This is a genomic window from Sphingobacterium sp. UBA2480 (assembly GCF_002341965.1).
Taxonomy (GTDB): domain Bacteria; phylum Bacteroidota; class Bacteroidia; order Sphingobacteriales; family Sphingobacteriaceae; genus Sphingobacterium; species Sphingobacterium multivorum.
The window spans coordinates 222,960-248,896 of record NZ_DDPA01000002.1 but is presented as its reverse complement, the minus strand read 5'-3'; the positions used below and the strand labels follow the sequence as shown (position 1 = coordinate 248,896).

General features: G+C 38.5%; 27 protein-coding genes. 8 read left to right on the top strand and 19 right to left on the bottom strand.

Going from position 1 to position 25,937, the window contains the following annotated elements; genetic code table 11:
• The first annotated feature begins 40 nt into the window (after positions 1 to 40).
• The 3 genes from B3600_RS05365 to B3600_RS05355 all read left to right on the top strand — a co-directional run bounded on the left by B3600_RS05365 (position 41) and on the right by B3600_RS05355 (position 2,667).
• Positions 41 to 574 carry a plastocyanin/azurin family copper-binding protein gene (locus B3600_RS05365; protein ID WP_070562060.1) on the top strand — a complete coding sequence of 178 codons (534 nt, stop codon included), beginning with the start codon at positions 41 to 43 and terminating at the stop codon, positions 572 to 574.
• A gap of 215 nt (positions 575 to 789) precedes the next feature.
• Positions 790 to 2,196, top strand: coding sequence for a dihydrolipoyl dehydrogenase (gene lpdA / locus B3600_RS05360; protein WP_070560648.1), 1,407 nt, complete (start codon positions 790 to 792; stop codon positions 2,194 to 2,196).
• A gap of 66 nt (positions 2,197 to 2,262) precedes the next feature.
• Positions 2,263 to 2,667 carry an acyl-CoA thioesterase gene (locus B3600_RS05355; RefSeq protein ID WP_046674085.1) on the top strand — a complete coding sequence of 135 codons (405 nt, stop codon included), beginning with the start codon at positions 2,263 to 2,265 and terminating at the stop codon, positions 2,665 to 2,667.
• Between the two features lie 20 nt (positions 2,668 to 2,687).
• On the opposite strand, the gene B3600_RS05350 is transcribed toward B3600_RS05355, so the two are convergent.
• Complete coding sequence (locus B3600_RS05350) at positions 2,688 to 2,816, bottom strand: hypothetical protein (protein WP_286752332.1); 129 nt, start codon at positions 2,814 to 2,816, stop codon at positions 2,688 to 2,690.
• A 19-nt stretch (positions 2,817 to 2,835) separates the two neighbouring features.
• Positions 2,836 to 3,135 carry a DUF3817 domain-containing protein gene (locus B3600_RS05345; protein WP_046674086.1) on the bottom strand — a complete coding sequence of 100 codons (300 nt, stop codon included), beginning with the start codon at positions 3,133 to 3,135 and terminating at the stop codon, positions 2,836 to 2,838.
• Between the two features lie 245 nt (positions 3,136 to 3,380).
• Between B3600_RS05345 and lpdA (B3600_RS05340) the strand changes: the two genes are divergently transcribed.
• The gene (gene lpdA, locus B3600_RS05340; RefSeq protein WP_070560650.1) at positions 3,381 to 4,769 is read left to right on the top strand and encodes a dihydrolipoyl dehydrogenase; all 1,389 of its coding nucleotides are present in this window, start codon (positions 3,381 to 3,383) and stop codon (positions 4,767 to 4,769) included.
• Positions 4,770 to 4,842: 73 nt separating this feature from the next.
• On the opposite strand, the gene B3600_RS05335 is transcribed toward lpdA (B3600_RS05340), so the two are convergent.
• From B3600_RS05335 to B3600_RS05320, 4 genes are all read right to left on the bottom strand, one after another.
• A complete protein-coding gene (locus tag B3600_RS05335) occupies positions 4,843 to 5,847 on the bottom strand; it encodes a LacI family DNA-binding transcriptional regulator (protein WP_070560710.1) in 1,005 nt (334 codons plus the stop codon).
• Positions 5,848 to 5,974: 127 nt separating this feature from the next.
• A complete protein-coding gene (locus B3600_RS05330; RefSeq protein ID WP_070560652.1) occupies positions 5,975 to 6,505 on the bottom strand; it encodes a hypothetical protein in 531 nt (176 codons plus the stop codon).
• A 77-nt stretch (positions 6,506 to 6,582) separates the two neighbouring features.
• Positions 6,583 to 7,062 (bottom strand): hypothetical protein, encoded by a 480-nt coding sequence (locus B3600_RS05325; RefSeq protein WP_070560653.1) that lies wholly within the window; start codon positions 7,060 to 7,062, stop codon positions 6,583 to 6,585.
• Positions 7,063 to 7,091: 29 nt separating this feature from the next.
• Entirely contained in the window at positions 7,092 to 7,742 is a 651-nt protein-coding gene (locus B3600_RS05320) for an ABC transporter ATP-binding protein (protein ID WP_172462322.1), read from the bottom strand.
• Positions 7,743 to 7,914: 172 nt separating this feature from the next.
• Between B3600_RS05320 and sucC the strand changes: the two genes are divergently transcribed.
• From sucC to B3600_RS05305, 3 genes are all read left to right on the top strand, one after another.
• Complete coding sequence (gene sucC, locus B3600_RS05315; protein WP_046674091.1) at positions 7,915 to 9,108, top strand: ADP-forming succinate--CoA ligase subunit beta; 1,194 nt, start codon at positions 7,915 to 7,917, stop codon at positions 9,106 to 9,108.
• A 323-nt stretch (positions 9,109 to 9,431) separates the two neighbouring features.
• Positions 9,432 to 10,877 (top strand): asparagine--tRNA ligase, encoded by a 1,446-nt coding sequence (asnS, locus tag B3600_RS05310; protein ID WP_286752331.1) that lies wholly within the window; start codon positions 9,432 to 9,434, stop codon positions 10,875 to 10,877.
• A 148-nt stretch (positions 10,878 to 11,025) separates the two neighbouring features.
• Positions 11,026 to 11,646, top strand: a complete 621-nt coding sequence (locus tag B3600_RS05305; RefSeq protein ID WP_070560659.1) for an L-threonylcarbamoyladenylate synthase — start codon at positions 11,026 to 11,028, stop codon at positions 11,644 to 11,646.
• Between the two features lie 413 nt (positions 11,647 to 12,059).
• On the opposite strand, the gene B3600_RS05300 is transcribed toward B3600_RS05305, so the two are convergent.
• The 6 genes from B3600_RS05300 to tilS form a co-directional block, all read right to left on the bottom strand.
• Complete coding sequence (locus B3600_RS05300) at positions 12,060 to 12,224, bottom strand: hypothetical protein (protein ID WP_286710135.1); 165 nt, start codon at positions 12,222 to 12,224, stop codon at positions 12,060 to 12,062.
• Between the two features lie 100 nt (positions 12,225 to 12,324).
• Entirely contained in the window at positions 12,325 to 12,651 is a 327-nt protein-coding gene (locus B3600_RS05295) for a DUF721 domain-containing protein (RefSeq protein ID WP_070560660.1), read from the bottom strand.
• Positions 12,644 to 13,747, bottom strand: coding sequence for a DNA replication/repair protein RecF (gene recF / locus B3600_RS05290; protein WP_070560661.1), 1,104 nt, complete (start codon positions 13,745 to 13,747; stop codon positions 12,644 to 12,646). The genes B3600_RS05295 and recF overlap by 8 nt, the downstream gene beginning before the upstream one ends.
• A gap of 33 nt (positions 13,748 to 13,780) precedes the next feature.
• Positions 13,781 to 14,101 carry a DUF4834 family protein gene (locus B3600_RS05285; protein ID WP_286752330.1) on the bottom strand — a complete coding sequence of 107 codons (321 nt, stop codon included), beginning with the start codon at positions 14,099 to 14,101 and terminating at the stop codon, positions 13,781 to 13,783.
• 89 nt (positions 14,102 to 14,190) lie between these two features.
• On the bottom strand, positions 14,191 to 14,685 hold the full coding sequence (locus B3600_RS05280; protein WP_070560665.1) for a hypothetical protein: 495 nt from the start codon (positions 14,683 to 14,685) through the stop codon (positions 14,191 to 14,193).
• A 192-nt stretch (positions 14,686 to 14,877) separates the two neighbouring features.
• Entirely contained in the window at positions 14,878 to 16,209 is a 1,332-nt protein-coding gene (tilS, locus tag B3600_RS05275; protein WP_286752329.1) for a tRNA lysidine(34) synthetase TilS, read from the bottom strand.
• Positions 16,210 to 16,308: 99 nt separating this feature from the next.
• Between tilS and B3600_RS05270 the strand changes: the two genes are divergently transcribed.
• Positions 16,309 to 18,837 carry an OstA-like protein gene (locus B3600_RS05270; RefSeq protein ID WP_286752328.1) on the top strand — a complete coding sequence of 843 codons (2,529 nt, stop codon included), beginning with the start codon at positions 16,309 to 16,311 and terminating at the stop codon, positions 18,835 to 18,837.
• 157 nt (positions 18,838 to 18,994) lie between these two features.
• On the opposite strand, the gene B3600_RS05265 is transcribed toward B3600_RS05270, so the two are convergent.
• The 7 genes from B3600_RS05265 to B3600_RS05235 all read right to left on the bottom strand — a co-directional run bounded on the left by B3600_RS05265 (position 18,995) and on the right by B3600_RS05235 (position 25,657).
• On the bottom strand, positions 18,995 to 19,570 hold the full coding sequence (locus B3600_RS05265) for a non-canonical purine NTP diphosphatase (RefSeq protein ID WP_112374049.1): 576 nt from the start codon (positions 19,568 to 19,570) through the stop codon (positions 18,995 to 18,997).
• Positions 19,571 to 19,717: 147 nt separating this feature from the next.
• A complete protein-coding gene (locus B3600_RS05260; protein WP_286752327.1) occupies positions 19,718 to 20,377 on the bottom strand; it encodes a hypothetical protein in 660 nt (219 codons plus the stop codon).
• A 91-nt stretch (positions 20,378 to 20,468) separates the two neighbouring features.
• Positions 20,469 to 21,449 (bottom strand): deoxyhypusine synthase family protein, encoded by a 981-nt coding sequence (locus B3600_RS05255; RefSeq protein WP_286752326.1) that lies wholly within the window; start codon positions 21,447 to 21,449, stop codon positions 20,469 to 20,471.
• A gap of 129 nt (positions 21,450 to 21,578) precedes the next feature.
• On the bottom strand, positions 21,579 to 22,418 hold the full coding sequence (locus tag B3600_RS05250; protein ID WP_286752325.1) for a hypothetical protein: 840 nt from the start codon (positions 22,416 to 22,418) through the stop codon (positions 21,579 to 21,581).
• A 51-nt stretch (positions 22,419 to 22,469) separates the two neighbouring features.
• On the bottom strand, positions 22,470 to 23,945 hold the full coding sequence (locus B3600_RS05245) for an N-acetylmuramoyl-L-alanine amidase (RefSeq protein ID WP_286752324.1): 1,476 nt from the start codon (positions 23,943 to 23,945) through the stop codon (positions 22,470 to 22,472).
• Positions 23,938 to 24,309, bottom strand: a complete 372-nt coding sequence (locus B3600_RS05240; protein ID WP_070560671.1) for a BlaI/MecI/CopY family transcriptional regulator — start codon at positions 24,307 to 24,309, stop codon at positions 23,938 to 23,940. The genes B3600_RS05245 and B3600_RS05240 overlap by 8 nt, the downstream gene beginning before the upstream one ends.
• 250 nt (positions 24,310 to 24,559) lie before the next feature.
• Complete coding sequence (locus B3600_RS05235; RefSeq protein WP_115047246.1) at positions 24,560 to 25,657, bottom strand: mandelate racemase/muconate lactonizing enzyme family protein; 1,098 nt, start codon at positions 25,655 to 25,657, stop codon at positions 24,560 to 24,562.
• Between the last annotated feature and the right edge of the window lie 280 nt (positions 25,658 to 25,937).

Below are 25,937 nucleotides of genomic sequence, written 5' to 3'. Positions count from 1 at the left end.
ATGCCTACAATAAATAAAAGATAAACAAACAATCATTCAAATGAAAAAACTTTTTATGATACCAGCAGTTGCAGTTGCTTTATCAATTGCATCTTGTGGTGGAAACAGTGACAAGTCTGAAAAATCAACTGGTACAGAAGCGACAACTTCAACCGAAAGCCAAGCAACAGAAACAGTGCCTGGTATTGAAAACGTAGCTATTTCCAACAGCTTATCTTTAGAAGGTAACGATCAAATGAAATATAATAAGGATCTTTTCCGTGTAAAAGCGGGTGAACCAGTAGAATTATCTTTCAAAAATGCAGGTACTATGCCGAAAGAGTCCATGGGACATAACGTCGTTATCCTAAAACCAGGTGTTGATCTTCCAACTTTTGGTGCTGAGGCTGCTGCAGCTGCTGCAGACGAATATATTCCAAAATCAGCTTTATCTTCAATTGTTTCGCACACCAAATTATTGGGACCTGGAGAAACTGATAAAATCACATTTACACTTGAAAAAGGAGTTTATACGTTTATTTGTAGCTTCCCTGGTCACTATGGTGTTATGCAAGGAAAAATTGTTGCAGAATAACAAATAAGTAAAAAAAGGATATTCATATTTTGAATATCCTTTTTTAGATTTATCCCCTTTATAAGCACCGCCCCGTTCCTCCCCAAGGTGCATAATTTCCATTCTTTTATCAAAAAAATGTAAAGTAAGGGTCTTTGGTCACAAATCGTAAGTTTTGATTTCCTATCCCATTAATAATCATTAAATTTGTGCTACAAAAAAATAAAACGTAATCAATGCAATACGACGTAATTGTAATCGGAAGTGGTCCAGGCGGATATGTAGGAGCTATCCGTTGTGCCCAATTAGGATTAAAAACAGCTGTTATTGAAAAATATAGCACATTTGGTGGTACTTGTCTTAACGTTGGATGTATTCCTTCAAAAGCGCTTTTAGATTCTTCGGAGCATTACCACAATGCTGCGCACAATTTTGATGCATTTGGCATCAGTTTGAAAGATCTGAAAGTAGACATGGCAAAGATGATTGCTCGTAAAGACGATGTCATTGCCCAAAATACTGCCGGTATCACCTTCTTATTTAAGAAGAATAAAATTGACAGTTTTCAGGGTGTGGGTTCATTTGTGGACAAAAACACCATCAAAATAACGAAAGCAGATGGTTCTACAGAGCAGATCACTGCTAAAAATGTAATTATCGCAACGGGATCGAAACCGACTTCATTGCCTTTCTTACCTGTTGATAAAAAAAGAATCATTACCTCAACCGAAGCACTTAATCTAAAAGAGATACCAAAACACCTTATTGTCATTGGTGGTGGTGTTATCGGTTTGGAACTCGGTTCAGTTTATGCGCGTTTGGGTTCAAAAGTATCTGTTGTTGAATTTGCAAAATCTATCATCGGTACAATGGATGGTGGCTTAGGAAAAGAACTACAACGTGTTTTGAAAAAATCATTGGGCATGGAGTTCTATTTAGGTCATAAAGTGACTGGAGCTTCCGCGAAAGGTAAAGTTGTAAAAGTAACTGCTGAAGATCCAAAAGGACAAGAAGTAACTTTAGAAGGCGACTACTGTATCGTAGCCGTTGGTCGTACCGCGTATTCTGAAGGTTTAGGATTAGAAAATATCGGCATCACAGTAGAAGAAAGAGGTAAGAAAATCCCCGTTAATGCCCATCTGGAAACAGCAGTGCAAGGTGTATTTGCAATTGGTGATGTGATCACTGGAGCAATGTTAGCACACAAAGCTGAGGACGAAGGTGTATATGTTGCAGAATATATCGCAGGTCAAAAACCACATATTGATTATAATTTGATTCCAGGTGTTGTTTATACTTGGCCTGAAGTTGCTTCTGTTGGCAAGACGGAAGAACAACTTAAAGAGGCTGGTGTAAAATACAAAGCTGGATCATTCTCTTTCAAAGCTTCTGGTCGTGCAAAAGCATCGGGTGACACCGACGGTTTTGTAAAAGTACTGGCAGACGCGACAACTGACGAAGTATTAGGTGTACATATGATCGGTCCTCGTGCAGCAGATATGATTGGTGAGGCAACCGTAGCTATGGAATACCGTGCATCTGCAGAAGATATCGCACGTATTTGCCACGCACACCCAACCTACACGGAAGCAATCAAAGAGGCGGCGCTAGCAGCTACAGCAAATAGAGCAATACACGCTTAGGCGATAAATATCGAAACGTAAGGGGAAAAGGAAACTTTTCCCCTTTCTCTTAACTACCTAAACACGATGAATTTTTACACAAGAAAGTGGGTCAAACCCGAAGACCTAAATCCCAATGGAACATTATTTGGCGGAACACTCCTGCGATGGATTGATGAAGAAGCGGTCATTTATGCTATCGTTCAATTAGGAAACCCCAAAGTGGTTACGAAATTTATTTCAGAAATTAACTTTGTAAGCTCAGCCAAACAAGGCGATATACTTGAACTGGGTATTGAAGCGATCAATTTTGGAACAACATCGTTAACGATGCGCTGCGAGGTCCGCAATAAAATATCCAGAAAAACAATTCTATCAATCGATAAATTGGTCTTTGTAAACCTGGATGAAGAAGGTAATCCTGCTCCCCACGGAAGGGATAGCATTACCTATGCGTATATGGGTATTGAGAAGACAGGTAGAGAGGATTAAACATCTCTCTCCTGTTCTTATTAATTGATATCTCCCGCAAAGGAGAGGGACACAAGTATTCGTCCATTGAATACAGGCGATTCCTCTGGTCTATTCGCAATCCAATTCCTTCTCTTACCTCTTCCTGAACCTTTATAAAAATCATGCATTTGAATTTTTATACAAACACTATGACTTCTGTCTTTTTCCTTCGATTTCTTTTTTAAGGTCCAATTCCACCCAAAAGCCAAAAATAGGGATCAAGGATGCTAAGAAATATTTTACCGCTTTTAATATAGGCCACTTGTATTCTACTGTTGACATAATCAGCATAACCACAAAAATAACAACAAAGAAGCCATGAATGGAACCGGCTATTTTGACAGCTTCGGGGATTCCCGCAAAATACTTCAAGGGCATAGCAATAAAAAACAAGCAAATGGTGGAGATAGCTTCCCACAAGGCGATCTGTCTGAATATTCTTAACATAATGATAAACTGTGTATTGTGAACTTCAAAAATAAGACACTAAAAACGCTTTAGCTATTATTTTTCCCCCTTTGACCAGGATGTGACATTCAGCTAGAAACAGCGACAGTGTTTTATCAGAAACCGCCAATTTTACAATAAATAGTTCATATTCATCAGAAAAAATGCGTACTTTTGAATGAATATATGCTTCACATATTTTGTCATTTGAAGCTATAACACTCAACTACAGAATATTTATTTATATGAATTACGACATCATTGTAATCGGTAGTGGTCCAGGCGGGTATGTTGCTGCCATTAGAGCCGCTCAGTTAGGGTTCAAAACAGCGATTATTGAACGCGAATCATTAGGCGGAATCTGTCTAAACTGGGGCTGTATCCCTACAAAAGCATTATTGAAAAGTGCTCAGGTATTTGAATATTTAAACCATGCCGCTGATTACGGCATCAATGTTCAAGGTGGTGAGGCTGATTTTGACGCTATTGTCAAAAGAAGTCGCGGGGTTGCTGAAGGAATGAGTAAAGGTATTCAGTTCTTGATGAAAAAGAATAAAATCGACGTCATCAATGGAACTGCAAAAATTAAAAAAGGTGGTAAAATCGATGTGAAAGGAGCAGACGGTTCTACTAAAGAATATTCGGCAAAACATACCATCCTAGCGACTGGTGCACGTTCACGTGAATTGCCTAATTTACCGCAAGATGGTAAAAAAATCATCGGTTACCGTCAGGCAATGACACTTCCTAAGCAACCAAAGTCTTTAGTTGTTGTTGGCTCCGGTGCAATCGGTGTTGAATTCGCTTATTTCTATAATGCAATCGGAACAAAGGTAACGATCGTAGAGTTTATGGATAGAATCGTTCCTGTTGAAGATGAAGAAATTTCAAAACAATTAGAGAAAAGCTTAAAGAAACAAGGTATCACCATCTTAACGAAATCTGAAGTTCAATCCGTTGACACAACAGGTGAGTTGAGCAAAGTTTCAATCAAAACAGAAAAAGGTATTGAAGTTATCGAAGCAGAGATTGTATTATCGGCTGTTGGTATCGCTCCAAATATCGAAAATATCGGCTTGGAAGAGGTTGGTGTAAAAACTGATCGCGGCCGTGTTGTTGTAGATGATTTCTACAAAACAAACATCGAAGGTGTATATGCTATCGGTGACATCGTTAAAGGCCAAGCCCTGGCTCACGTTGCCTCAGCAGAAGGGATCACATGTGTTGAAAAAATCAAAGGGCTACATGTTGAACCTATTGACTACAATAATATCCCAGGCTGTACCTATTGCTCCCCAGAAATTGCTTCTGTAGGTTATACCGAGAAAGCGGCAAAAGAAGCCGGCTATGAAATTAAAGTTGGTAAATTCCCATTCTCAGCTTCAGGAAAAGCTTCAGCTGCTGGTGCGAAAGATGGCTTTGTTAAAGTTATCTTTGACGCTAAATATGGTGAGTTTCTAGGCGCACACCTTATCGGAGCCAATGTGACCGAGATGATTGCAGAAGTTGTTGTTGCCCGCAAATTGGAAACAACAGGTCATGAAATGATTAAAACGATCCATCCTCACCCAACAATGAGTGAAGCGATTATGGAAGCTTGTGCTGATGCTTACGGTGAAGTGATCCACTTGTAGTATTAAAAAAAATAAAACTAAAAAGGGGAAANNTTTCCCCTTTTTAGTTTTATTGCCGAATGGATAATAGCGATTACATAACCAATCGTGACTTAAAGACGATCTGTTGATCGACAATTTCGGTATTGTCAATGCGTTCAAATAAGATTTCAGCAGCTTTACGCGCTTGCATGCCTGGAAATTGCTCTATGCGTCCCATTGGCGGATTTTCCATATATTGCCATAACGGATAGTTGGCATAACTAATAAAGAAAATATCTTGATTTAAGACAAGCCCCTTTTGTCTGGCTGCTTTCATCAAATCAAGTGTAACAAAGTCATTAAAAGATATAATGGCTGAAGGCCGCTCAGACATCGCGAATATATGATCCATCGCTTTCTCGTTTCCTTCCGTACTCAAATCCGTTTCGATGATATTCTTCTCCAGAATATCCATCCCATTCCTTTTCATTGCCGATAGGTAAGCTACTTTTCTGTCTTCACTAGCGGGCAGTGTTTTCGGCCCATTTACAAGCGCGATAACTTTGTGTCCACGGGCTACGAAGGCGTCCACAGCTTCGTTCATACCCGTAGAAAGATCACTTTGTACTTTATTGATATTGGGTAAACTAGGCACACAGTCAAAGAAAACAATCGGGATACCGGACGATTCCAATTTCTCAATAAATTCCAAATTGGTCGTCTTTTTACCTATAGACATTAAAATCCCGTCAACACGATGGTTTTTAAATGTTTTTAAAATTTGCTCTTCCCGATCAGGATCATCCAAGGATTGCCCCATCAGAACTGTATATCGGTGTTCTGATGCAACATTTTCAATTTCACTAATGGCGAAAGAAAAAAACGGTTCAGACAAACTCGGTAAGATTACAGCAATCGTAAAAGTTTTACGCTGCTTGAAGAATATAGCCGTCTGATTGGGTTCATAATTCAATTCTTCGGCCATTTTTTTAACCCGCATTGTTGTTACCAGTCCAATACTTGGGTGATCATTCAATGCTCTAGAAACTGTCGAAGGACTGATTTTGAGCTTCTTGGCAATTTCTTTAATCGTGGCAGGCTTGTTCACTTTATTCATAAATCCAAGGGCTTTATATAAAAATAGGGCTTTTATATCCCTAATCATAATTTTTTCTCAACAATATCGACAACGACTTTAATGGCAATTATTGTTGGTAGATTCAACAAAGATACTGACTGTAAACTTAGTCTACAAATTGAATTGCAGCCGTTTCAACGGTAAACTCCTTGGCGAGGAACTCCAATGGATCAATTTCCCTAAAAACAAGTTCATCTTTAAAATAAACCTTTATATCATCCCCATATTCACCCCAATCCACAAATTTAACTTTATTGAGTTGTTCTAGCGGATTTCCTTTCGTCAAAATACATACATGTTTATCTGCCGCTTTTAATTGCTTAAACAGCGTATTAATATGATCAAACAAATGTAACCGTAGCGGCAAAATTGCATTGACATGAAGCCGCTCAAAATTCTCTTTATATTTTGGATCAAATCCAAAAGTTTGCTGCGCATGTTCGAACAATAAATACTCACCTTGATGCTCAAGGTGATTTTTCATAAATTGAACCAAATCTGCTTGCGCAGGAACAGTCTCTGTAAATTCTATAAAACTAGCAAAAAGATAATATACTTGAAGTAAGTAATCCTTTTTAGGAAAAACAACATCATCCAATTCAAAAACATATACCTTTTTATCTTCTGGAAACATCATGATAAGTAAAAGCTTAAAATTAAGGGTTGTGTCGACATCGTTAAAACCTTAATGACACTGGCCACAACAATAAGATTCTATTTGGACACACAAATTAGCGCTAAGTCCTCGCCTGAATCCGAAGTGACAAACAATCCATCCAATGGCCTGTCAAATCTCGTCGAATCCAATAAATTGTTCCCCTTCGAAAGGAGTTTATAAGGCAATTCAGCAGGTGGATTTTCCATAACAGGAATAGTTTCAAGCTGCTGTTTATCGGGGACAAGAACGGAGATCTGATATTCCTCAAATAAAACCTTGGCAGTGGACAATGGCTCCAGCTCAAAACCACCCAGAGGCAACACATAATCAACCTCTTGGTCTAAACTTAATTTGAGTATCTCATGCGCAAAAGTAGGAAGAAGACCTTTTGGAATTTTAGCATATTTCCCTGAGGCTAAAAGCAATTCGGGAATATCTTCTGAACTTGCATATAATATTTCGAAATCAGTCCCAAGTCTTTTAGCGATACGCATCGCCAAAGGTCTGGTCCCGAAAGTTATGAGTATTTTCTTCATTAAAAATATAATTATAATCCCGATTACTTTTACACGACTAACCCATCGCGCATATGAATCGTTCGATCCGAAATTCGGGCAAGCTCCTCATTATGAGTAACGATAATAAATGTCTGTTGAAATTTATGTCTAAGATCAAAAAACAATTGATGTAAAGCTGCCGCGTTCTCTGAGTCAAGATTACCCGAAGGTTCATCGGCCAAAATAATGGAAGGATCATTGATCAAAGCGCGCGCCACAGAAACGCGTTGTTGTTCGCCGCCAGACATTTCAGCGGGCTTGTGGTCAATACGATGAGAAACCCCCAATAATTCCAGCAATTCTCTTGCTTTAGCTTCCGCCTCGGATCTCCCTTTTCCCTGAATAAAAGCTGGAATACATACGTTTTCCAAGGCCGTAAATTCAGGCAGCAAATGGTGAAATTGAAAAACAAAACCAATATGTTCATTACGGAAAGCACTGAGCTTTTTAGCATTCAATTTTTGAACATCAACACCATTGATGAAAACTGTCCCCTGATCAGGCTTATCCAAGGTACCAATAATATGCAACAGTGTACTTTTTCCAGCTCCTGAGGCACCAACAATACTGACGATTTCCCCTTTTTCAACAGCGATATCAACACCTTTCAAAATTGGTAATGATCCATAAGCTTTGTGAATTCCTTTGGCATGTAACATCATAGGACAAAGATAAATAAATTTACGATACCACGAGTTTGAATAAATAAGCTGTTATTTCTCTATTCCAGCCATTTTATTTTGTCTAAATGTCAAAAAATAGATAAAAGAGCAACTTATCCCTTGTCTTATCCCCCAAAAAATTATATTTTTACGCCAAATATTTTTGCAAATGAACATTCACGAATATCAAGGAAAGCAAATACTAAAGAGCTTTGGTGTGCGCGTACAGGAAGGTATCGTAGCAGATACTCCAGAGCAAGCTGTGGAAGCGGCCAAAAAAATGAAAGAAGACTACAATTCTGATTGGGTTGTTGTTAAAGCTCAAATTCACGCTGGTGGCCGTGGTAAAGGTGGTGGTGTCAAGTTGGCTAAGAACTTAGATGAAGTCAAACAAAGAGCAACTGACATCATTGGCATGCAATTAGTAACGCCTCAAACTGGACCTGAAGGTAAAAAAGTAAACAAAGTTTTGGTAGCTCAAGACGTTTATTATCCAGGCGAGAGCGAAACAAAAGAATTCTACATGTCTGTATTATTAGACCGTGCTAAAGGACGTAACATCGTTATGTACTCTACAGAAGGTGGTATGGATATCGAAGAAGTTGCAGAAAAAACACCACACTTGATTTTCAAAGAAGAAATCGATCCAAAAGTAGGCTTACAAGGATTCCAAGCACGTAAAATTGCTTTCAATCTTGGTCTTTCTGGTGCTGCACACAAAGAAATGGTAAAATTTGTTGCTGCTCTTTACAAAGCATACGATTCTACAGACTCTTCTATGTTTGAGATCAATCCGGTATTAAAAACTTCAGACGACAAGATCTTAGCAGTTGATGCGAAGGTAAATCTTGATGAGAACGCTTTGTACCGTCACCCAGATTACGCTGCTATGCGTGACGTAACTGAAGAAGATCCGACGGAAGTTGAAGCTGGTGAATCAAACCTTAACTACGTTAAATTAGATGGTAACGTAGGTTGTATGGTAAATGGTGCTGGTTTAGCAATGGCTACAATGGACATCATCAAATTAGCTGGTGGTGAACCTGCAAATTTCTTGGACGTAGGTGGTACTGCTAACGCTGAAACTGTAAAGGCTGGTTTCAATATCATCTTAAAGGACCCTAACGTAAAAGCGATCTTAATTAATATCTTCGGTGGTATTGTTCGTTGTGACCGTGTTGCTCAAGGTGTAATTGATGCTTACAGCGAAATCGGTAACATCCCTGTTCCAATCATCGTTCGCCTTCAAGGTACGAATGCTGAAGAGGCTAAAAAATTAATTGATGAGTCCGGTTTACAAGTTTATTCCGCAATCTTATTGAAAGAAGCTGCTGAATTGGTAACAAAAGTATTAAAAGGTTAGTTCCTTTAATCATCATAACAAAAAGCGCGGATTATAACTAATCCGCGCTTTTTTGTTTCTATCGGCTATTTCTGTACGCCATAACGAAAAAAAAGCGCTTCCTACCGATCCGATATTTCATAGCAAAGTGAGCTATGTGTCGTTTCCCCTGCTTTGCGTTTTCACCCATCTTTATTTCAGAAAATATTTTTCCTTTGCACATTAACGAACCATCTTCAAGTGAATTAAATCAACATTTATAACCAATAAACCAACAGAATAGCTTATTTTTGTATTGCTTTTCTAACAAAGCATCTTTTACAAGTCAATCTCCAAAAATTAAGATGGAACACACAAGAATAAAGGAACTATTGAATGCCACAGAATTTGGCAAAGAGGTCGTTGTTAAAGGTTGGGTAAGAACTTTCCGTAACAATCAGTTTATAGCAATCAATGACGGTTCGTCAATCAATAATATTCAAGCAGTAGTCGATTTTGAAAATACACCTGAAGATATCTTAAAACGGATCACCACTGGAGCAGCAGTTCGCGTAAAAGGTCAATTGGTAGAATCACTGGGTAAAGGGCAAAAAGTTGAGGTTAAAGCGACAGAAGTTAGTATTATTGGCGACTCTGATCCCGAAAAATATCCATTACAGCCCAAAAAGCATAGCTTAGAATTTTTACGTGAAATTGCGCATTTGCGTTTCCGTACCGGAACATTCAATGCGGTATTCAAAGTGCGTAATGCTTTAGCATTTGCAGTACACAAGTTTTTTCAGGAAAATGACTTTGTCTACATGCATACACCAATCATCACAGGTTCGGATGCGGAAGGTGCTGGAGAAATGTTCCAGGTTACAACCTTGGATTTAAAAAACCCGCCACGTAAAGAAAATGGAGATATCGATTTCAAAGAAGACTTCTTTGGGAAATCGACGAACCTTACTGTATCAGGCCAATTAGAAGGGGAGCTTGGCGCTATGGCCTTTGGAAACATCTATACGTTCGGCCCTACATTTAGAGCGGAAAACTCAAATACAACACGTCACTTAGCCGAATTTTGGATGATCGAACCAGAAATGGCTTTCTATGAATTGGAAGACAATATGGATCTGGCCGAAGCTTTGCTGAAATATGTCATCAAATACGCTTTGGAAACTTGTCCAGAAGAAATTGAGTTCTTAACAAATCGCTTATTGGAAGAAGAGAAATCGAAACCAGCTGCGGAACGGTCAGAATTAAACCTGGTAGAGAAATTGAACTTTGTTTTAACAAACGATTTTGAACGCGTAACCTATACAGATGCCGTTGAAATATTAAAGCGTAGCAAACCAAACCAGAAGAAACAATTCAAATATTTAATTGATGACTGGGGAGCTGATTTACAATCGGAACACGAACGTTATTTGGTGGAAAAACACTTCAAAAAACCTGTTATCTTAACAGACTATCCACGCGAAATCAAGTCCTTTTATATGAAGCAAAATGAGCCGGATGCACAAGGAAGAAACACAGTCCGTGCCATGGACATTCTTTTTCCAGGTATTGGTGAAATGGTCGGTGGTTCGCAACGTGAAGAAAATCTTGATCGCTTACTCAATCGCATGGCTGAAGTTGGTATTCCTGCAGAAGAAATGGAGTGGTTCTTGGATACACGACGCTTTGGTTCAGTCCCACATTCAGGATTTGGTGTAGGCTTTGAGCGCTTGGTATTATTCACAACCGGAATGACAAATATCCGCGATGTAATACCATTTCCGCGCACACCGAAAAACGCAGAATTTTAATCTAAAGAACAACAGCCAAAACAAAATATTTTGGCTGTTGTTCTTTTATATATAGTGTATCTGAATGCAGATAATAACCATTGCCCTATTGACATCCTACAATAGGGCCTGAGATTAGACCTAATTCAGGTGCTTAACAAAAATAAAAATGCTCATTAAGATATATAACGATAACCCCAATCCCAGGGCAATAGAACAGGCGGTTGATATTCTTCGCCGTGGTGGTGTAATTATCTACCCTACCGATACCGTATACGGTATTGGCTGTGATATCACGCAACAAAAAGCCATAGAACGCTTATGTGAAATTAGGGGGCTAAAACCAGAAAAGGCGAACCTATCATTTATCTGCTATGATTTAACAGATATTTCGCAGTACACAAAATCCTTCGATACCTCCGTATTCCGTGTATTGAAAAAAGCATTGCCAGGACCCTTTACTTTTATTTTTAACGCAACAACTAAAGTCCCTAAGCTCCTAAGTTCCAAAAAGAAGACCGTGGGTATCCGTGTTCCAGACAATAATATTGTTCGTGAAATTGTCAGACAATTAGGCAACCCTATTGTGACAGCCTCCATTCACGATGAAGATGAAATTATTGAATATTCTACCGATCCAGAATTAATTCACGAAAAATACGAAGATCTAGTTGATGCTGTTATAGATGGCGGTTATGGCGATAATGTCGCATCTACCGTGGTTGATCTTACAGAAGGAACTTTTGAAGTAATTCGTGAAGGAAAAGGTGACTTGGAGCAATTCCTATAAAAACCAACTTTCAATAGAAATTCTACATACTGACCTATTTGCAAAATTTTCCCCAGCGTCATTGTTGGTAATTTGTGCATAAACTACTCCCGTTAACATACTTATTAACAAAACAAGCTACTTATTAACATAGAGAATGTTAATAAGTAGCTTAATGACCTATGCGTATCAACATAAAATGTGCACAAGTAACCACTTATCAACATGAAATTGTTAATAACACAAAGTATAAGGTTTCCAAAAAATGACAAAATGTGCAAAACTACGTAGTTATACACATAAAAATGTGCATAAGTTAGCGGTCATCGACAAATTTGTTAAAAAGCGTGTTTATAAAAAAGCTATACTAACAGATCCCTGTGGAAAGTTAAGAACTATATGCTATCCGTCTTTTTATCGCTATGTTGAAAAGGTCAATTCTGCGCTTTGTTTCTATAAGTAGTTTTCCAGGAAAAAACAATCCAAAACAATTCACCTTGGACAAATCTAACCTGTGCATTTCCGACCGGTTGCTTTTCAAACTGTTTGATAGTTGGGCTCCATTCCTCTTCTGCTGTCGCGTCAATGAGAATACTCATTTTAATTCAATACGCTCGAAGTTTGAGAAAAGTTTTAAGGCACTAGCCTCAGATATAGGAAAAAAATATTAAAAGAGTTGCTCTAACATGAAAGGAGGTTTTATAAAATCACGACTTCTTCAATAATGACGTGACCTACATATTCATTTACTCTTCCTAGAATTTGCCTTCGCATAAGCGCCAATTCATTCTTAATAACAGCAGACTCTACCCGTACGAACAGTTTTTTATCACGAACATATAGCTGCTGTGTACGATTAGCAATAGCCTTACCAATTAATTGAGGCCAAACAGATGCGATCGAAGTTTCATCAAATTTCCTTCGTAGCTTATAAGCCTCCAAAAGACGCTCAACCCCCTCTTTAATCGTCATATCGTCGCTTGACCGAATGAATTCTAGGCTTTTTTTAGTTTGCTTCTTATACATTGACTTGTCCTCCTTCAATATCAAATATACGAACAGGGCGGCTGATTTCGTCAAAGATTCGCTGAATTCTCATGGAATCTGTATCCGTCAGGAAAATCTGTCCAAAATCATCTTCTGAAACCATCTGCATCAATTTATGTGTACGGCGATCATCAAGTTTATCAAAGATGTCATCCAAAAGAAGTAAAGGCTTAAAACCTTTTTTCTGTTGTAGATAAGAATATTGCGCAAGCTTCAGTGCAATTAGAAAAGATTTTTGTTGGCCCTGGGAGCCAAACTTTTTTAAGGGCATTCCGCCGTGAATGGTAAAGATCAGATCATCTTTATGTATTCCCTGAGTTGTGCGTTCCAGAATACGGTCACGTTCCAAATTCTTCTCCAAAATATTTAGAAAAGAATCAGCCATTAAAGGCGATTCATAGTGTAAGTGAACAGACTCTGCATCCTCGGTAAGGAACTGATAGTGTCGATCAAACTCTGGCTGAAATTCCTCCATAAAAGACCTTCTTTTCTGGAAAATAATATTTCCTACTTCTTCAAGTTGAAAATTGAGAATTTCGATTAGGCCTAGATCCAATACACTGGTTTGACGCGCTTGTTTAAGGAGACTATTACGTTGGGCTAAAAACTTATTATAAATAATTAGGGTATCTAAATATTTATTATCTGTCTGGGAAATCACATTATCGACAAACTTTCTGCGCTCTTCACTCCCATCTGTTACGATGATGCTATCATTGGGGGATATCATGACCAAAGGAAATAAGCCGATATGGTCAGCGAGTCGGGGATAATCCTTTTTATTTTTTTTAAACTGCTTTTTCTGATTTTTCTTAAGGCTACAAGAAATGAAATCACTGATTGATTCTTTATCAAACTCACCCTGTACCATAAACCAGTCATTACCTGATTTGATATGCTGCGAATCAATTGGATTGAAATAACTTTTACAGAGTGATAAATAGTGAATCGCATCCAAAAGATTGGTTTTACCAACACCATTATTCCCTGTAAACGCATTTACCTCGGGAAGAAATTCCAAAGATGATTCCGAGTAATTCTTGAAATTCAGAACAGAAAGTTGCTTCAGCCACATAGCACAAAGATACGCTATTTGGGTTGCTAAAAATTATTTTATTTCCTCAAAATCCACAAACTCACCAGCTGTTTCAGTCCCTTTACGTTCAGGGCCATCCTTCGGTGGAATGTAATCAACATGTACCTTCCCTTCGGGCTGAGACCTTTTACTTTCCTGTTGTCCTTGACCATTAAATTCATAATAAAATGTAGCGCCTGATCCTTGGCTACCGTATGCTCCACCCTGCTGCTGCGCTTTTTTCATCAACTTTTCAGCTGCCTTACGCATTGCAAATGGTAAAAATAATCTAAATAAGAATCTTACTACAAAGTAAACAGCGAATGCAATAAGTATAAATTTTAAAAATGCCATAGTTAATTCGTTGCTATTTTCTCAAATTTAACCAATAACTCGATAAACTGTTGTCTTTAAAATGTCAGATAAGAATTTATTAACAAATTTTAAGACTTTCCTAATCGCCCTTTTGTTTCCATAATTATTCGATAGAGCTCTTCCTGGCGCTGTGTTCCCAATACGTAAGTAAGACCATCTTTATCTGTTAAAAAAACAGCATTTTTGCCACCAGCAAAGAATTTAATCTTTCCTTTTGTATGCAGATTATAAACCGGATTATTGAAAAAGAATGTGCTATAAGGCGCCTTTTCTATTTTTGTAATAGAGGCAAGATCGATTTTGACGACACGAGTAGACCATAGTCCACTAATCAGTATATGGTCTTGAAATACTTCCGTACGGAATAATACCATATACATCATGACAATGGACGTGATGATAATACCTACTCCTACGATAAAGAACAATTGACTCGATATCAAATGGTCTAAATTCAAATAAAATGCTGTGAAACAAAAAAGTACGAGCACTAGACGCACGCTTATCCAAACACGGTCACGACCTAAATATTGATTTTCCGAATAAAGTACACCTTCTTTCATTTACTTAAAATTTAGCTATTAATTTGGAGACTTCACACCATTGTTTTCTAATAGCAGAGCTTCTCAATAACTTCGTTTTTACTTCTATAGATTTTGTCACCTCCAGGGCCCATTGTTTGGACTATCAAGCATATGGCATTAATTCTCAAAACAGAGACCCTTGGCGCTGATTAACATCAGCAATTTTTGCTGCTAATCAGTTTTGCAAACTAAAGTAAGGACTTTTTTTGTATTGGCGGTAATTTTATAACGATTGTCCATGCGATAATTGGCTACCCATAGGATATCTCCATTTCCATTCACTACGATCGGAATATTTTCTTTTTCAAATAAGCTGATCTTCTTATTGATAAAAAAATCGCTCAACTTCTTCCGCCCTTCCATACCTAAAGGATAAAAGCTGTCGCCAACTTTCCATGATCGAATCGTGAGCGGGAAAACTAATACATCATAATCCAGCTTTGCAACCTCACTCGCTTTGACGATAGCTAGATCCGCAGAAACATTGGCATGAAAACAATAGTGTTTCCACTCCACAGTTGAAGTTTCGGAGGTGATTAAAGCCTCGTCGGGAGAAATAAATTCCTTTTCACGAATAAAAAGTTCATTTCTATCCAAGAGCATATGGTAGGCATCGGATTGAAAAATACGCCCAGACTCTCTTGTCCAAGCCTGTTGAAGATCACTTAGTACCGCCTTTGAGAAATTAAAAGCCGAAAACAACTCATAGAGTAAAGGCAAATTATCAATATAGGGCTCCAGGTCTTCTTTCCGAACTCCCCAGCCCTCATCTATAGGATAAAACAGCTTTCTCCGGATAGGCTCCACAAATTGCTGCAACAGCTGATAAGATTCCTTAAAATGATTGATATTCTGCTCGAAGACTATCTCAAAATCTGGCTGAAGTTTTTTAAAATGTGGGATGATATCAATTCTTATTTTATTACGCGCATATTTTGTTGAAAAGTTGGATTGATCGTCTCGATAAGCAATCCCATACATATCAACAAAATGTTCAATCTCGCTTGCTTTCAGAAAAAGTAGTGGCCGAATGATGCGTTCCCGGATAGGGAAAATACCCTGGAGTCCTTGGAGACCCGTTCCACGTGAAAGGTTCAGGAGTACCGTTTCGATATGATCGTTCAGATGCTGGGCTACTGCAATTCGATCGAACTGCAGTTCATGTCGCAATTTCTCAAACCAAGTATAGCGAAGTTCCCGGGCCGCCATTTGAATCGAAATCTGATGGTCCTTTGCGTAAGCTTTTGTATCAAAGTGCTTCACGTATATTGGAACATTATTTTCCGTTGCAAATTTCCGAACTAAAGCTTCATCCTCATCAGATTCTGTTCCTCTTAATTGAAAATTGCAATGTGCAATCGCAATAGTATACCCTGCTTTTGCAAATAAATGTGCCATTAACATCGAGTCCTTTCCCCCACTCACCGTAAGCAATATTTTATCATGAGGCATCAACAAATGCTCCTTTTCAATATAGCCCATTAGTCTTTCCAGCACATTCATAGAACAAAGTTACGGTATATTTTGTCCGAATGATAAATTCAACTCTTAAAATTTGTGAAATCCAGTGAAGTAGCAATTAAAATCCATATTTTTGCCCTTGTGAAACAATACATTTATACACTTATTGTATTTATTTTAACTGGCTTGTCGGTCCAAGCACAGAAACAGGATGAACTAAAGCTTCTTTCGTCATCCCATATTATTACTGGGAAAGACGGCAATATTTTGTTTTACCGTCCAGTCTATGAACATGTGGGTTCAACGCTATCATCAGATAGTGGCTATTTACATAAAGACAACATTGGCCGACAATTTTTTGAAGCCTTTGGAAACGTAATCATTACTCAACCCGACGGTACACAGATATTTTCCAATAAATTACATTATGAAGCAGCAATGCAGCTCGCTACGCTTACAGGCGCTGTTCGAATGGTCAGCACTAGTGGATCGGTATTAACGACCGATCATCTTGTCTACAATATGCGAAGTAAAATCGGCAATTATTACAGCGGCGGGCGTATTCTATCAGGAAGCGATACAATTACAAGCCAGCGAGCTACTTATTTCGAAAATACAGGGGAATCTTATTTCAATCAAAAAGTTGTGGTTCGATCGACCAATGTAAAAGTCTACACAGACTCCATGAAATATAATGGTAATACACGCATTACTGATTTCTATGGTCCCACGAATATCAAGGGAAATAAAGGGGAAAACCTGTATACTGAAAAAGGCCGATACCATATGGCAACGGGCCAGGCTTATTTCTCTAAAAACAACCTCTACACAGAAGGGACAAAGTTTCTTAAAGGAGACAGCCTATTCTACGATAGACAAGTGGGAATCGGTAAAGCCGTAAAAAATGTGGTCTTTGTTGATACCTTAGACAAATTTTACGCCTATGGTGGATTTGGTTTGTACAACGGGAGGAACGAATCCATTACAATGACAGACAAACCCCTGATTATTTCGGTGGTCAAAAAAGATTCAACACAAAAAGATTCTGTATCTTCTTTGTCTCCTGCCCAACAAAAATCGGAGAAAGAGCGAAAAAATGAAGCCAAGGAATTGAAGAAGATTGAAAAAGAACAAAACAAAGATGAACTCAAATCAAATAAAGCCACATCGCAAGTTGTTCTAGAAGAAAAGGAACATCCAGGTAAGAATATCAAAAGCGATAATAGTAAAACCCTTAAGGCTGATTCACAAGTCGATTCTGTTTTTATGACAGCCGACACCCTCTTCTCACAGATGATATTTCGCCGAGATTATATTGCAAAAGATTTTAAATTGAATCGTGAAGGTGGGGCTATTGAAGATGACAATGAAGTCGATTATGGTGACCAGGATTCCAGCTCAACAACAGTTGATTCTACTGGTACATCAGATAACACAAGAGTTAACCTTCACAAGGGAATAGACAGTTTGTCTAAAAAAGACAGTGACAAACCGGTTCTTGAAAAGAGCATTAAAAAAGTACAAGATACACTTATAAATAAAAAACCGATTGCACCAAAGAAAACACCAGTTATTGTCGGCGATCAAAACAAGATAGAAATTGAAAAAAACCTCAAGGCTGATAGTGTTTTGCGTAAAAAAGCAATCATCCCCAAAGGCGGTGAATCCGATAAATTGATGGGAGCAGCTTTAAAAAATGCCCAAGAGAATAGAAGAGGTTCTCTCGCACAGGATACTGCTAAAACACGGATTATAAAAGCCTACTATAATGCACGATTATTTAAATCAGACTTGCAGGCTGTAGCAGATTCTATGTATTATGGTATGCAAGATTCGATGTTCAGGCTGATGGGAAAACCAATGATGTGGGCCGAAAACTCACAAATCTCCGGAGATACCATATTTTTACAGGTAAAGAATCAGAAATTGGACAATTCCTTACTCGTCGGTAATGCTTTCATGGTGAACGCAACAAGCGACTCATTAAAGTTCAATCAGATTAAGGGCCGTAAGATTACCAGCTTTTTCACCAATAACCGTATGGAACGTTTGTTTGTTGATGGCAATGCAGAAAATATCTTTTACAATATTGATGAAAAGACCAATGTAACCACTGAGCTTGTACATGATCGAAGCAGTCGTTTCAAGATCTTGATGGAAGATAATAAGTTGAAGGAATATGTATCTATTCGAAAAGTGGATGGCAAAGTCTATCCCATTGCTGAAGTCACGGCCGACAAAGAATTTCTTCCGAATTTCACCTGGCGTCCCGAAGATCGACCTAAATCAAAAGATGATTTATTAAATCGAAAAAGGGATCTTTCAAAAGCGTCATTTACGGTTCCGACTGCACCAGAAGGTGAAGAATCCGGGACAATGAAGTCTATTAAAAAAGGCGATAAAACAACGACCCCTCAAAAAGGTGCCGCTAAGAAAGCTGGTGCTACCGAAACGCTCGAGGAAGAAAAAGAGGTGGGTGCTGCAAACAATAAAACAAACGCTGTAACCAAAACAGCTAAGCCATCTGAAACAACGGATAAAGTTAGCGCTACAAAAACAAATGTAAAGACCGCAACCGACAAAGCAGCTGCGAAGTCTGACTCAACAACCAATAAATCGGCGATAATACCTGCTCAAGATAGTATTCAAACAAAAGTAAAAGCTAAATAACCGTCAATACTGAGTCGCACAAAAAAGCAGCGCAAAACAAATTGTTTTGCGCTGCTTTTTAATTTAAGGCTATCTCCTGATCGTATCAGACGCACTCATTCCTTAGCTCAGAGAAATGAAAATTTCTATTTATAACTCAAATGAGGTAGTTATTAACCTATTTCGTTTTTAAATATGTAGCAAGTTTACCAACAGCAATCGCTCGATGGCTAATGCTATTTTTTTCTGCCGCTGTCATTTCGGCAAACGTCCTATCATAGCCATTCGGAATAAAAATGGGATCATAACCAAAGCCATCAATACCTCTACGTTCTTCAATAATTTTCCCCTCGATACTTCCTTCAAAAAAGTGCTGCTGCTCATTCAAATATAATGAAATAACTGTTTTGAATCTCGCTGTACGATTGGTGTTATCGCCTAATTTTTGTAGGACAAGATCAATATTCTTTTCCATATCCCTTGATCCCGAATAACGTGCTGAATAAACTCCCGGTTCGCCATTCAATGCATCAATTTCCAAACCTGAGTCATCTCCAAAACAGTAAAGTCCATATTTATTAACCAAATAATCTGTTTTCTGCTTGGCATTTTCCTCAAAGGTCTCTCCTGTCTCTGGAATATCATCGCTACAGTCAATATCATTTAAACTCTTAATGATAAAAGCACTTCCCACGATCGCTTGGACTTCCTCCAATTTATGGGCATTATTGGTTGCAAATACAAGTTCTAGCATCTTCTTCAAATTTAGCTTTTTGTTTGTTCTTTCTCTTTGTTGACAGTGCTCCTCACGTTGTAGTATGTTACTATCTTTCCATGAATTCACGCCCCCAAAAATAAGCATTAAACCCCAATTTTTATTCAGAACAAGTATCTGATAAAATCAGGAAACAATAAAGGTCTTAAATTCGTTCCAGAACAGCTTCTTTTTATTCACATCGACAAACATCTCTTCAAAACTGAACGTATTAAAAACCGTTGCAATACGGCCTTTCATGTAGGAATTATGTTCAATAAATGGAAGTTTCAAAGACTCGGGTTCCACACCCAACAATATAATCTTAGTCGGTTGAAAAAACTGCATAATGCGCTTAAAATCATTCGGATTATGGGGATTTGCCAAATTGAGTACCGCAACGGTCTCTTTAGTCAATTTCAAGGCACCAATTGTTTTTTCAAAAGCGTCCAATGCTGCGGGAGAAAAGTAGGGATATTGCTCGTAGCGCAATATAAATAGTATGCCCTGATCCTTATTTCCTTGATAAATAAATTCACCTCCCAATACCTCCAGATTGTCAACAGTATCGCCAACCCTGCCGGACTCAATAGCCATAGCGGCCTGCTCCGCACCTACCCCCACTGCCACATACGAGGTATCCTTCGTTGTCGATGATGAGGGGTCAGCATATTGCACATGAGTACTGTTCTCCTCCTGTAAAGGATGTACAGACAGATCGGCTTTAAAATCAAAACCATTTCCAAAGATTGTTTCATCCATTAAGGTCTGAAGTGCAACGGGATTATCTGTTGTAAGATTGCTCATCGGGAAAAGAAATATTAGACCGTAAAGATAAAGAAGAAAAAGGGAAAAGAAAAAGGAGCGAAGAATCGCTCCTTTCTATATGTCAAAAAGATTAATGACCTAAGATATAGGAGAAAATTAATGGCGCAACGATCGTCGCGTCAGATTCCACGATAAATTTAGGTGTATCAATATCTAATTTGCCCCAAGTGATTTTCTCGTTTGGAACAGCACCAGAATAAGAACCATACGAAGTTGTTGAATCTGAAATCTGACAGAAATAAGCCCAAAAAGGCACTTCTTCCCATTCAAGATCCTGATACATCATCGGAACTACACAGATTGGGAAGTCACCAGAAATACCGCCTGCGATTTGGAAAAATCCAACACCTTTACCTGAGGAGTTGTTACGGTACCACTCTGTCAAGTAAATCATGTATTCGATACCCGATTTTACTGTACTTGCTTTCAATTTACCTTTTATCACATTGGAAGCGAAGATATTACCTGTCGTTGAATCTTCCCATCCCGGACATACGATCGGTAAATTTTTCTCAGCTGCTGCAACAATCCAAGAATCTTTTGGGTCGATCTCATAATATTGTTCCAACACACCTGAGTTAACAACTTGATAAAGAAACTCATGTGGTAAGTAACGCTCACCTTTAGCTTCAGCAGCATGCCAAACATCCTCGAGATGTTTTTGCAGACGACGAAAAGCTTCCTCTTCTGGAATACAAGTATCTGTAACACGATTATAGTGATTATCCAATAGCTCTCTTTCTTGCTCAGCTGTCAAATCTCTATAATTCGGAATTCTTTTGTAGTGTGAGTGTGCGACAAGGTTCATCACGTCCTCTTCCAAATTGGCACCAGTACAAGAAATAAAGTGTACTTTATCTTGACGGATCATTTCTGCTAAAGAAACACCCAATTCGGCAGTAGACATTGCACCTCCCAAAGAGATCAACATTTTTCCACCATCCAACAGATGCTCCTCGTAACCTTTTGCAGCGTCTACTAATGCAGCTGCGTTAAAGTGACGGTAATTATGCTCAATAAATTGAGAAATAGGTCCTTTTTGAGTACTCATGATATTTTCTAACTTTTATAAAATAATAAGTACCGCAAAGGTACTGAATATAATCTATTTTCGTCCCAATAGAGATTTAAAACACGTATAGACCACATTTTTTTAACAAATGTAAAAGGAATCGTATTCCTAGGCTGCACTTATAAATGTTCCATCGGCTGAAAAATCATTTTGATAGACGCCTATCTCCTCATAATTATTGCGAAGATAATTCCAGTTCAATTCAATAGACGACTGCTTGTCGATTCGATAACTCATGCCCAAACGACCATTTAATTCCTGCGTGCTATTCGTCTCTTTATTCAGCTGTCCGATCACATAATGAACATTTTCACGATACGCAAGTTCACGCCTACGGTCAACATCAAAATAATTCGAAGAGCGTGCAACGGAAAAACTGGAGTTTAAGGTCCATTTCTTCATTCCATACTGCAGCCCCACGCCATTATTACATTTCCAAAGCCTTCCTTTTGATGCTCCTAAAAAAACATTTCCTGTTAGACCTTTCAGGACATCCTTTTTGATACGAATATCAATTACTCCACCGGCCCCTTCCGCACTCCATTTTGCTGGTGGAATGGTCATGAGATCAATGCTCTCTAAAGAGCTTGCCGGGATAGATTTTAAATAGGCGATCAAAGAGGTTCCGTTGAGATAGGTCTGCTTGCCGTTGACGGTAATCAACACGCCCGTTTTTCCCTGTAAAGAAAAATTGCCTAATTCGTCTACCTGTATACTCGGAATGGCATTTAAAACAGCCAACGTATTTCCATTCAATAAAACGGGATTGCTGCCCGTTCGAATACGGACCCGATCCAAAAGTTGCTGTTCGAGAGGCCCTGATCCCTCAACAAGCACTGTATCTATCCTCCTTGAATCGGATCCAGTATTTAGCAGCATCGTGCTGTCGATTAATTGCTGTTTAGTTTTGGGGACTATTTGCGCCGATAACAGACATGGCAATGCCATGGATAACCCTATAAGTATCCTAAACTTCATGATATCTACGAAAATTAACGCTTAGTCTTCAAAGCTTTGGTCTATAGCCTGTGCTAGTTTATGGATAAATTCAGGTTTTACGTTTTTATCAATGGCATTGATGTTCTCCAGCTCAAGGAGAAGCGCCGGTATTTTAGCACCGCGTAAAATTGCAAGCTTTGTATTTATCGCTGGAGTACTCGCAGCCAGTCCATTCTGTTGCAACATTTGGCCCAAACTAAACGCAAATTTGCGGTTAAGCTCTTCTAGCATCGTATGACTAACCCCCGACTGATATAATATTCGTATAGGAAGAGATTGTTTGCCCTTTACATTGTCGAAATGGATTGATAACAATAAATCCCCTTCAACGTTCGATCGGTCTCTGAGTAATTTATATTCATCAGCCGCTCTTGACAATACGACTTTGTGCCCCTTGCGCTCCAGCTCCTGTTTCAAAAGCAAACAGGTTTCCCAGGTCAATGATTTTTCTTCCAATCCGAAAGATGAAATACCACCCGTGTCTTTTCCTCCATGTCCGGGGTCAAGAATGATCGTTTTAGACCGATTACTTCCTTCTTTTAAAGAAGTAGAAAACCAAGTGCTCTTCGGTGGATTAATAAAAGAGTAAAATAACAGTGAAAGACCTAGTAATGGAATAGTCAATACGTACTGCCATCTTGCCTTTTTGGAGGAAGGTTTTGACATCATAACCTGTACCCGCTCCACCAACTCATGTCTATTCTTAAATAAACTACTCTGCAACCCAGTGGGACATGGCTGCTGTGTTTGAGTCAGTAGAAAACGGGCATAGCCGCTGTTACCATATCGATTGGCTAACACCTCGTCTACCTGATATTCATGCAGCAAATACAGCTGTCTACGCAACCAATAAACAAATGGATTTAGCCAATAAAGGCAACGAAAAATTTCTATCAACCATTTATCCCGGCAATGATTAAAAACAATATGCTGACGCTCATGCTCAAAAATCAATTTACCTTCTGGCGTATTGAGCTGATCCTCTTCCATAACAATGACATGCTGCACAGAACAATTCGCATAATGTCCAAAAGGAGCAACCATTGTAAATCCGTCAAATTTATACTGACTTAACTGTCCAATTCGACGGTACAAGCGGATATAGCGAAACGCAAAGCGGCACAACAATACAAAAGATACAAGCAGATAACCATAAGCAATGCCATATCCGATCGAAAAAGAATGCCAGAAAGAATCGGCCATTTCTACTTCTGACACGAGACCACTCGCAGTTCCGATGGAATGAGTTAGTGTATTGGATTGTCCAAAAGCGAGAGCCGGACTTGCCGACGGAAGAAATAATTCACCCAAACGTACAGTTCCAAATGGCAGAAGCAGACTCAACAAACATAAACCTAGGATAAAATAACGGTTCCATTGAAAAAATGAAAGCTGTCTGAATACCAGAAAATAAAGAACTGCCCCGATTACCAGACTGCAGTTAACTTCAAATAAATAATAAAGTAAGCTATTCATGATCTTCTTGTTTTTTGATGAGTTGTTCTATTTTCTGAATATCCTCCGCCGAAAGCTTCTTTTCTTTTACCATAAAAGAGAGTAAATTCTCTACCGAATCATCAAAATAATGATCGAGCACTCTCGAGAATGATAATTTCCGGTATTGCATCTTCGAAATCAAAGGATAATATTGGTAAGTTTTTCCGAAGGCCTTATAACCTACATACCCTTTCTTTTCCAATATTCTTACAATCGAGGAGATTGTATTATAAGGAATTGAACTGCTTGGATCCAGATACTCAATAATATCTTTGACAAAGACCTCGTTGAGTTTCCAGATCACCTGCATGACTTCCTCTTCTTTTTTTGTTAATTCTTCCATAATTTGATGCGTTGTTTATACTAACATAAAGCTATAACTTATTTTTCAGTTTTACAACTTAAAAATAAGTTATAAAACTGAAAAATAAGTTCATCGAAGGAATTCAATCAAAAAAAGGCAATTAAAACCTACTTTTTCAACAACTTAGAGAAAAACAAATAGGCCGCTATCAAAAAGATAACGATAATAATCAGGACAATAATCTCTTGTGTCCCTATTCCCCAGTTCATACTATTCATATTTCTTCAATTTAAATGATCCATTTCTCGCATTGATCTAAAAATGTCTGTTCCATATCTGCTCCGATTCCAATTTGGTCTGAGATATGTATTTTGTATCCATCATATTGAATACCACCTATAACAGGGTCCTTCAGATGGCCAACCATACAGGTGTCCAGATCAAAAAACTTGACATTCGGTGCTGCATAAGCGAAATGTACTTTAGCTGCTAAAGCCAAGCGAGATTCCAACATCCCTCCGATCATACAAGTAATACCGTATTCCGCTGCAATATGGTTAATTTTTAAGGCTTCCTGTATGCCTCCTGATTTCGAAAATTTAATATTGATATAATCGCAAGCATCCGCTTTGCAGAGACGCTCTGCGTCATGGTGAGAATAAACGGATTCATCCGCCATCACGGGAACAATTGTTTCTGCACGCAATTGCGGTAAATATTCGTCGTCCCATGTACGCATCGGTTGCTCGCAAAATTGTATCTTATAAGGTTCCAACCCCTGTAATGCTTCTAATGCCTCCTCATAAGACCAGCCTTGGTTTGCATCAACACGAATAGGCATTTCGAATCCAACAGCCTTACGTATTTCACGTATACGCGCAATATCTGTTTTTGGATCCTTTCCCAACTTAACTTTCAACATGACCGCACCTTCGCTCTGTAAACGTTTTGCTTTCAACGCCATCTCTTCTGGAGACGCAATTCCCAAGGTGATATCTGTCGTAATCTCTCGCTTCGCTCCCTTTAGAAATTGATAAAGTGGCAGACCAGCATGTTTGGCCGCCAGATCATGCAAGGCCATATCAAAAGCTGATTTGATCGTCTTGTTACCGGCGATATATATGTCCAATTCTGCCAAACGCTCTTCTATAGCCAAAGGATCGCGCCCCTTCCAAATCTTTGCAAAATCCCGTGCCAGAACTAAACAAGTATCTTGTGTTTCTCCTACGATCATCGGAAAGGCAGAACATTCGCCCACACCATATATATTAGCATCTGTATATATACGTATAAAAGTATTTTGCGCATAATCCATCGTCCCTGTTGCGATAACAAAAGGTTCCATAGGAATGCTTAGTCGATAAATTTCAATTTCAGTTATTTTCATCTCACTCTTTAGTTAAGCCATGTCGATACAGCATAAAGGATATGCAATACTTTGCCTAATTTATATATATTCTTGCAATCTTGGGATGATTTTTCCATATCCCACAAAAAATATTGCCAAATGTTGCATTATTCAGGGATGCATCAAACTGAATTGACTGCGGCGAATATCAAATACAATATCGGCAACAAAACACATCAAAAGGAATGATAAAATCAAACTAAATACATTTTCATTATAATATTTATAATATTTCCGTTTTTTATTCCTATATTAGCAA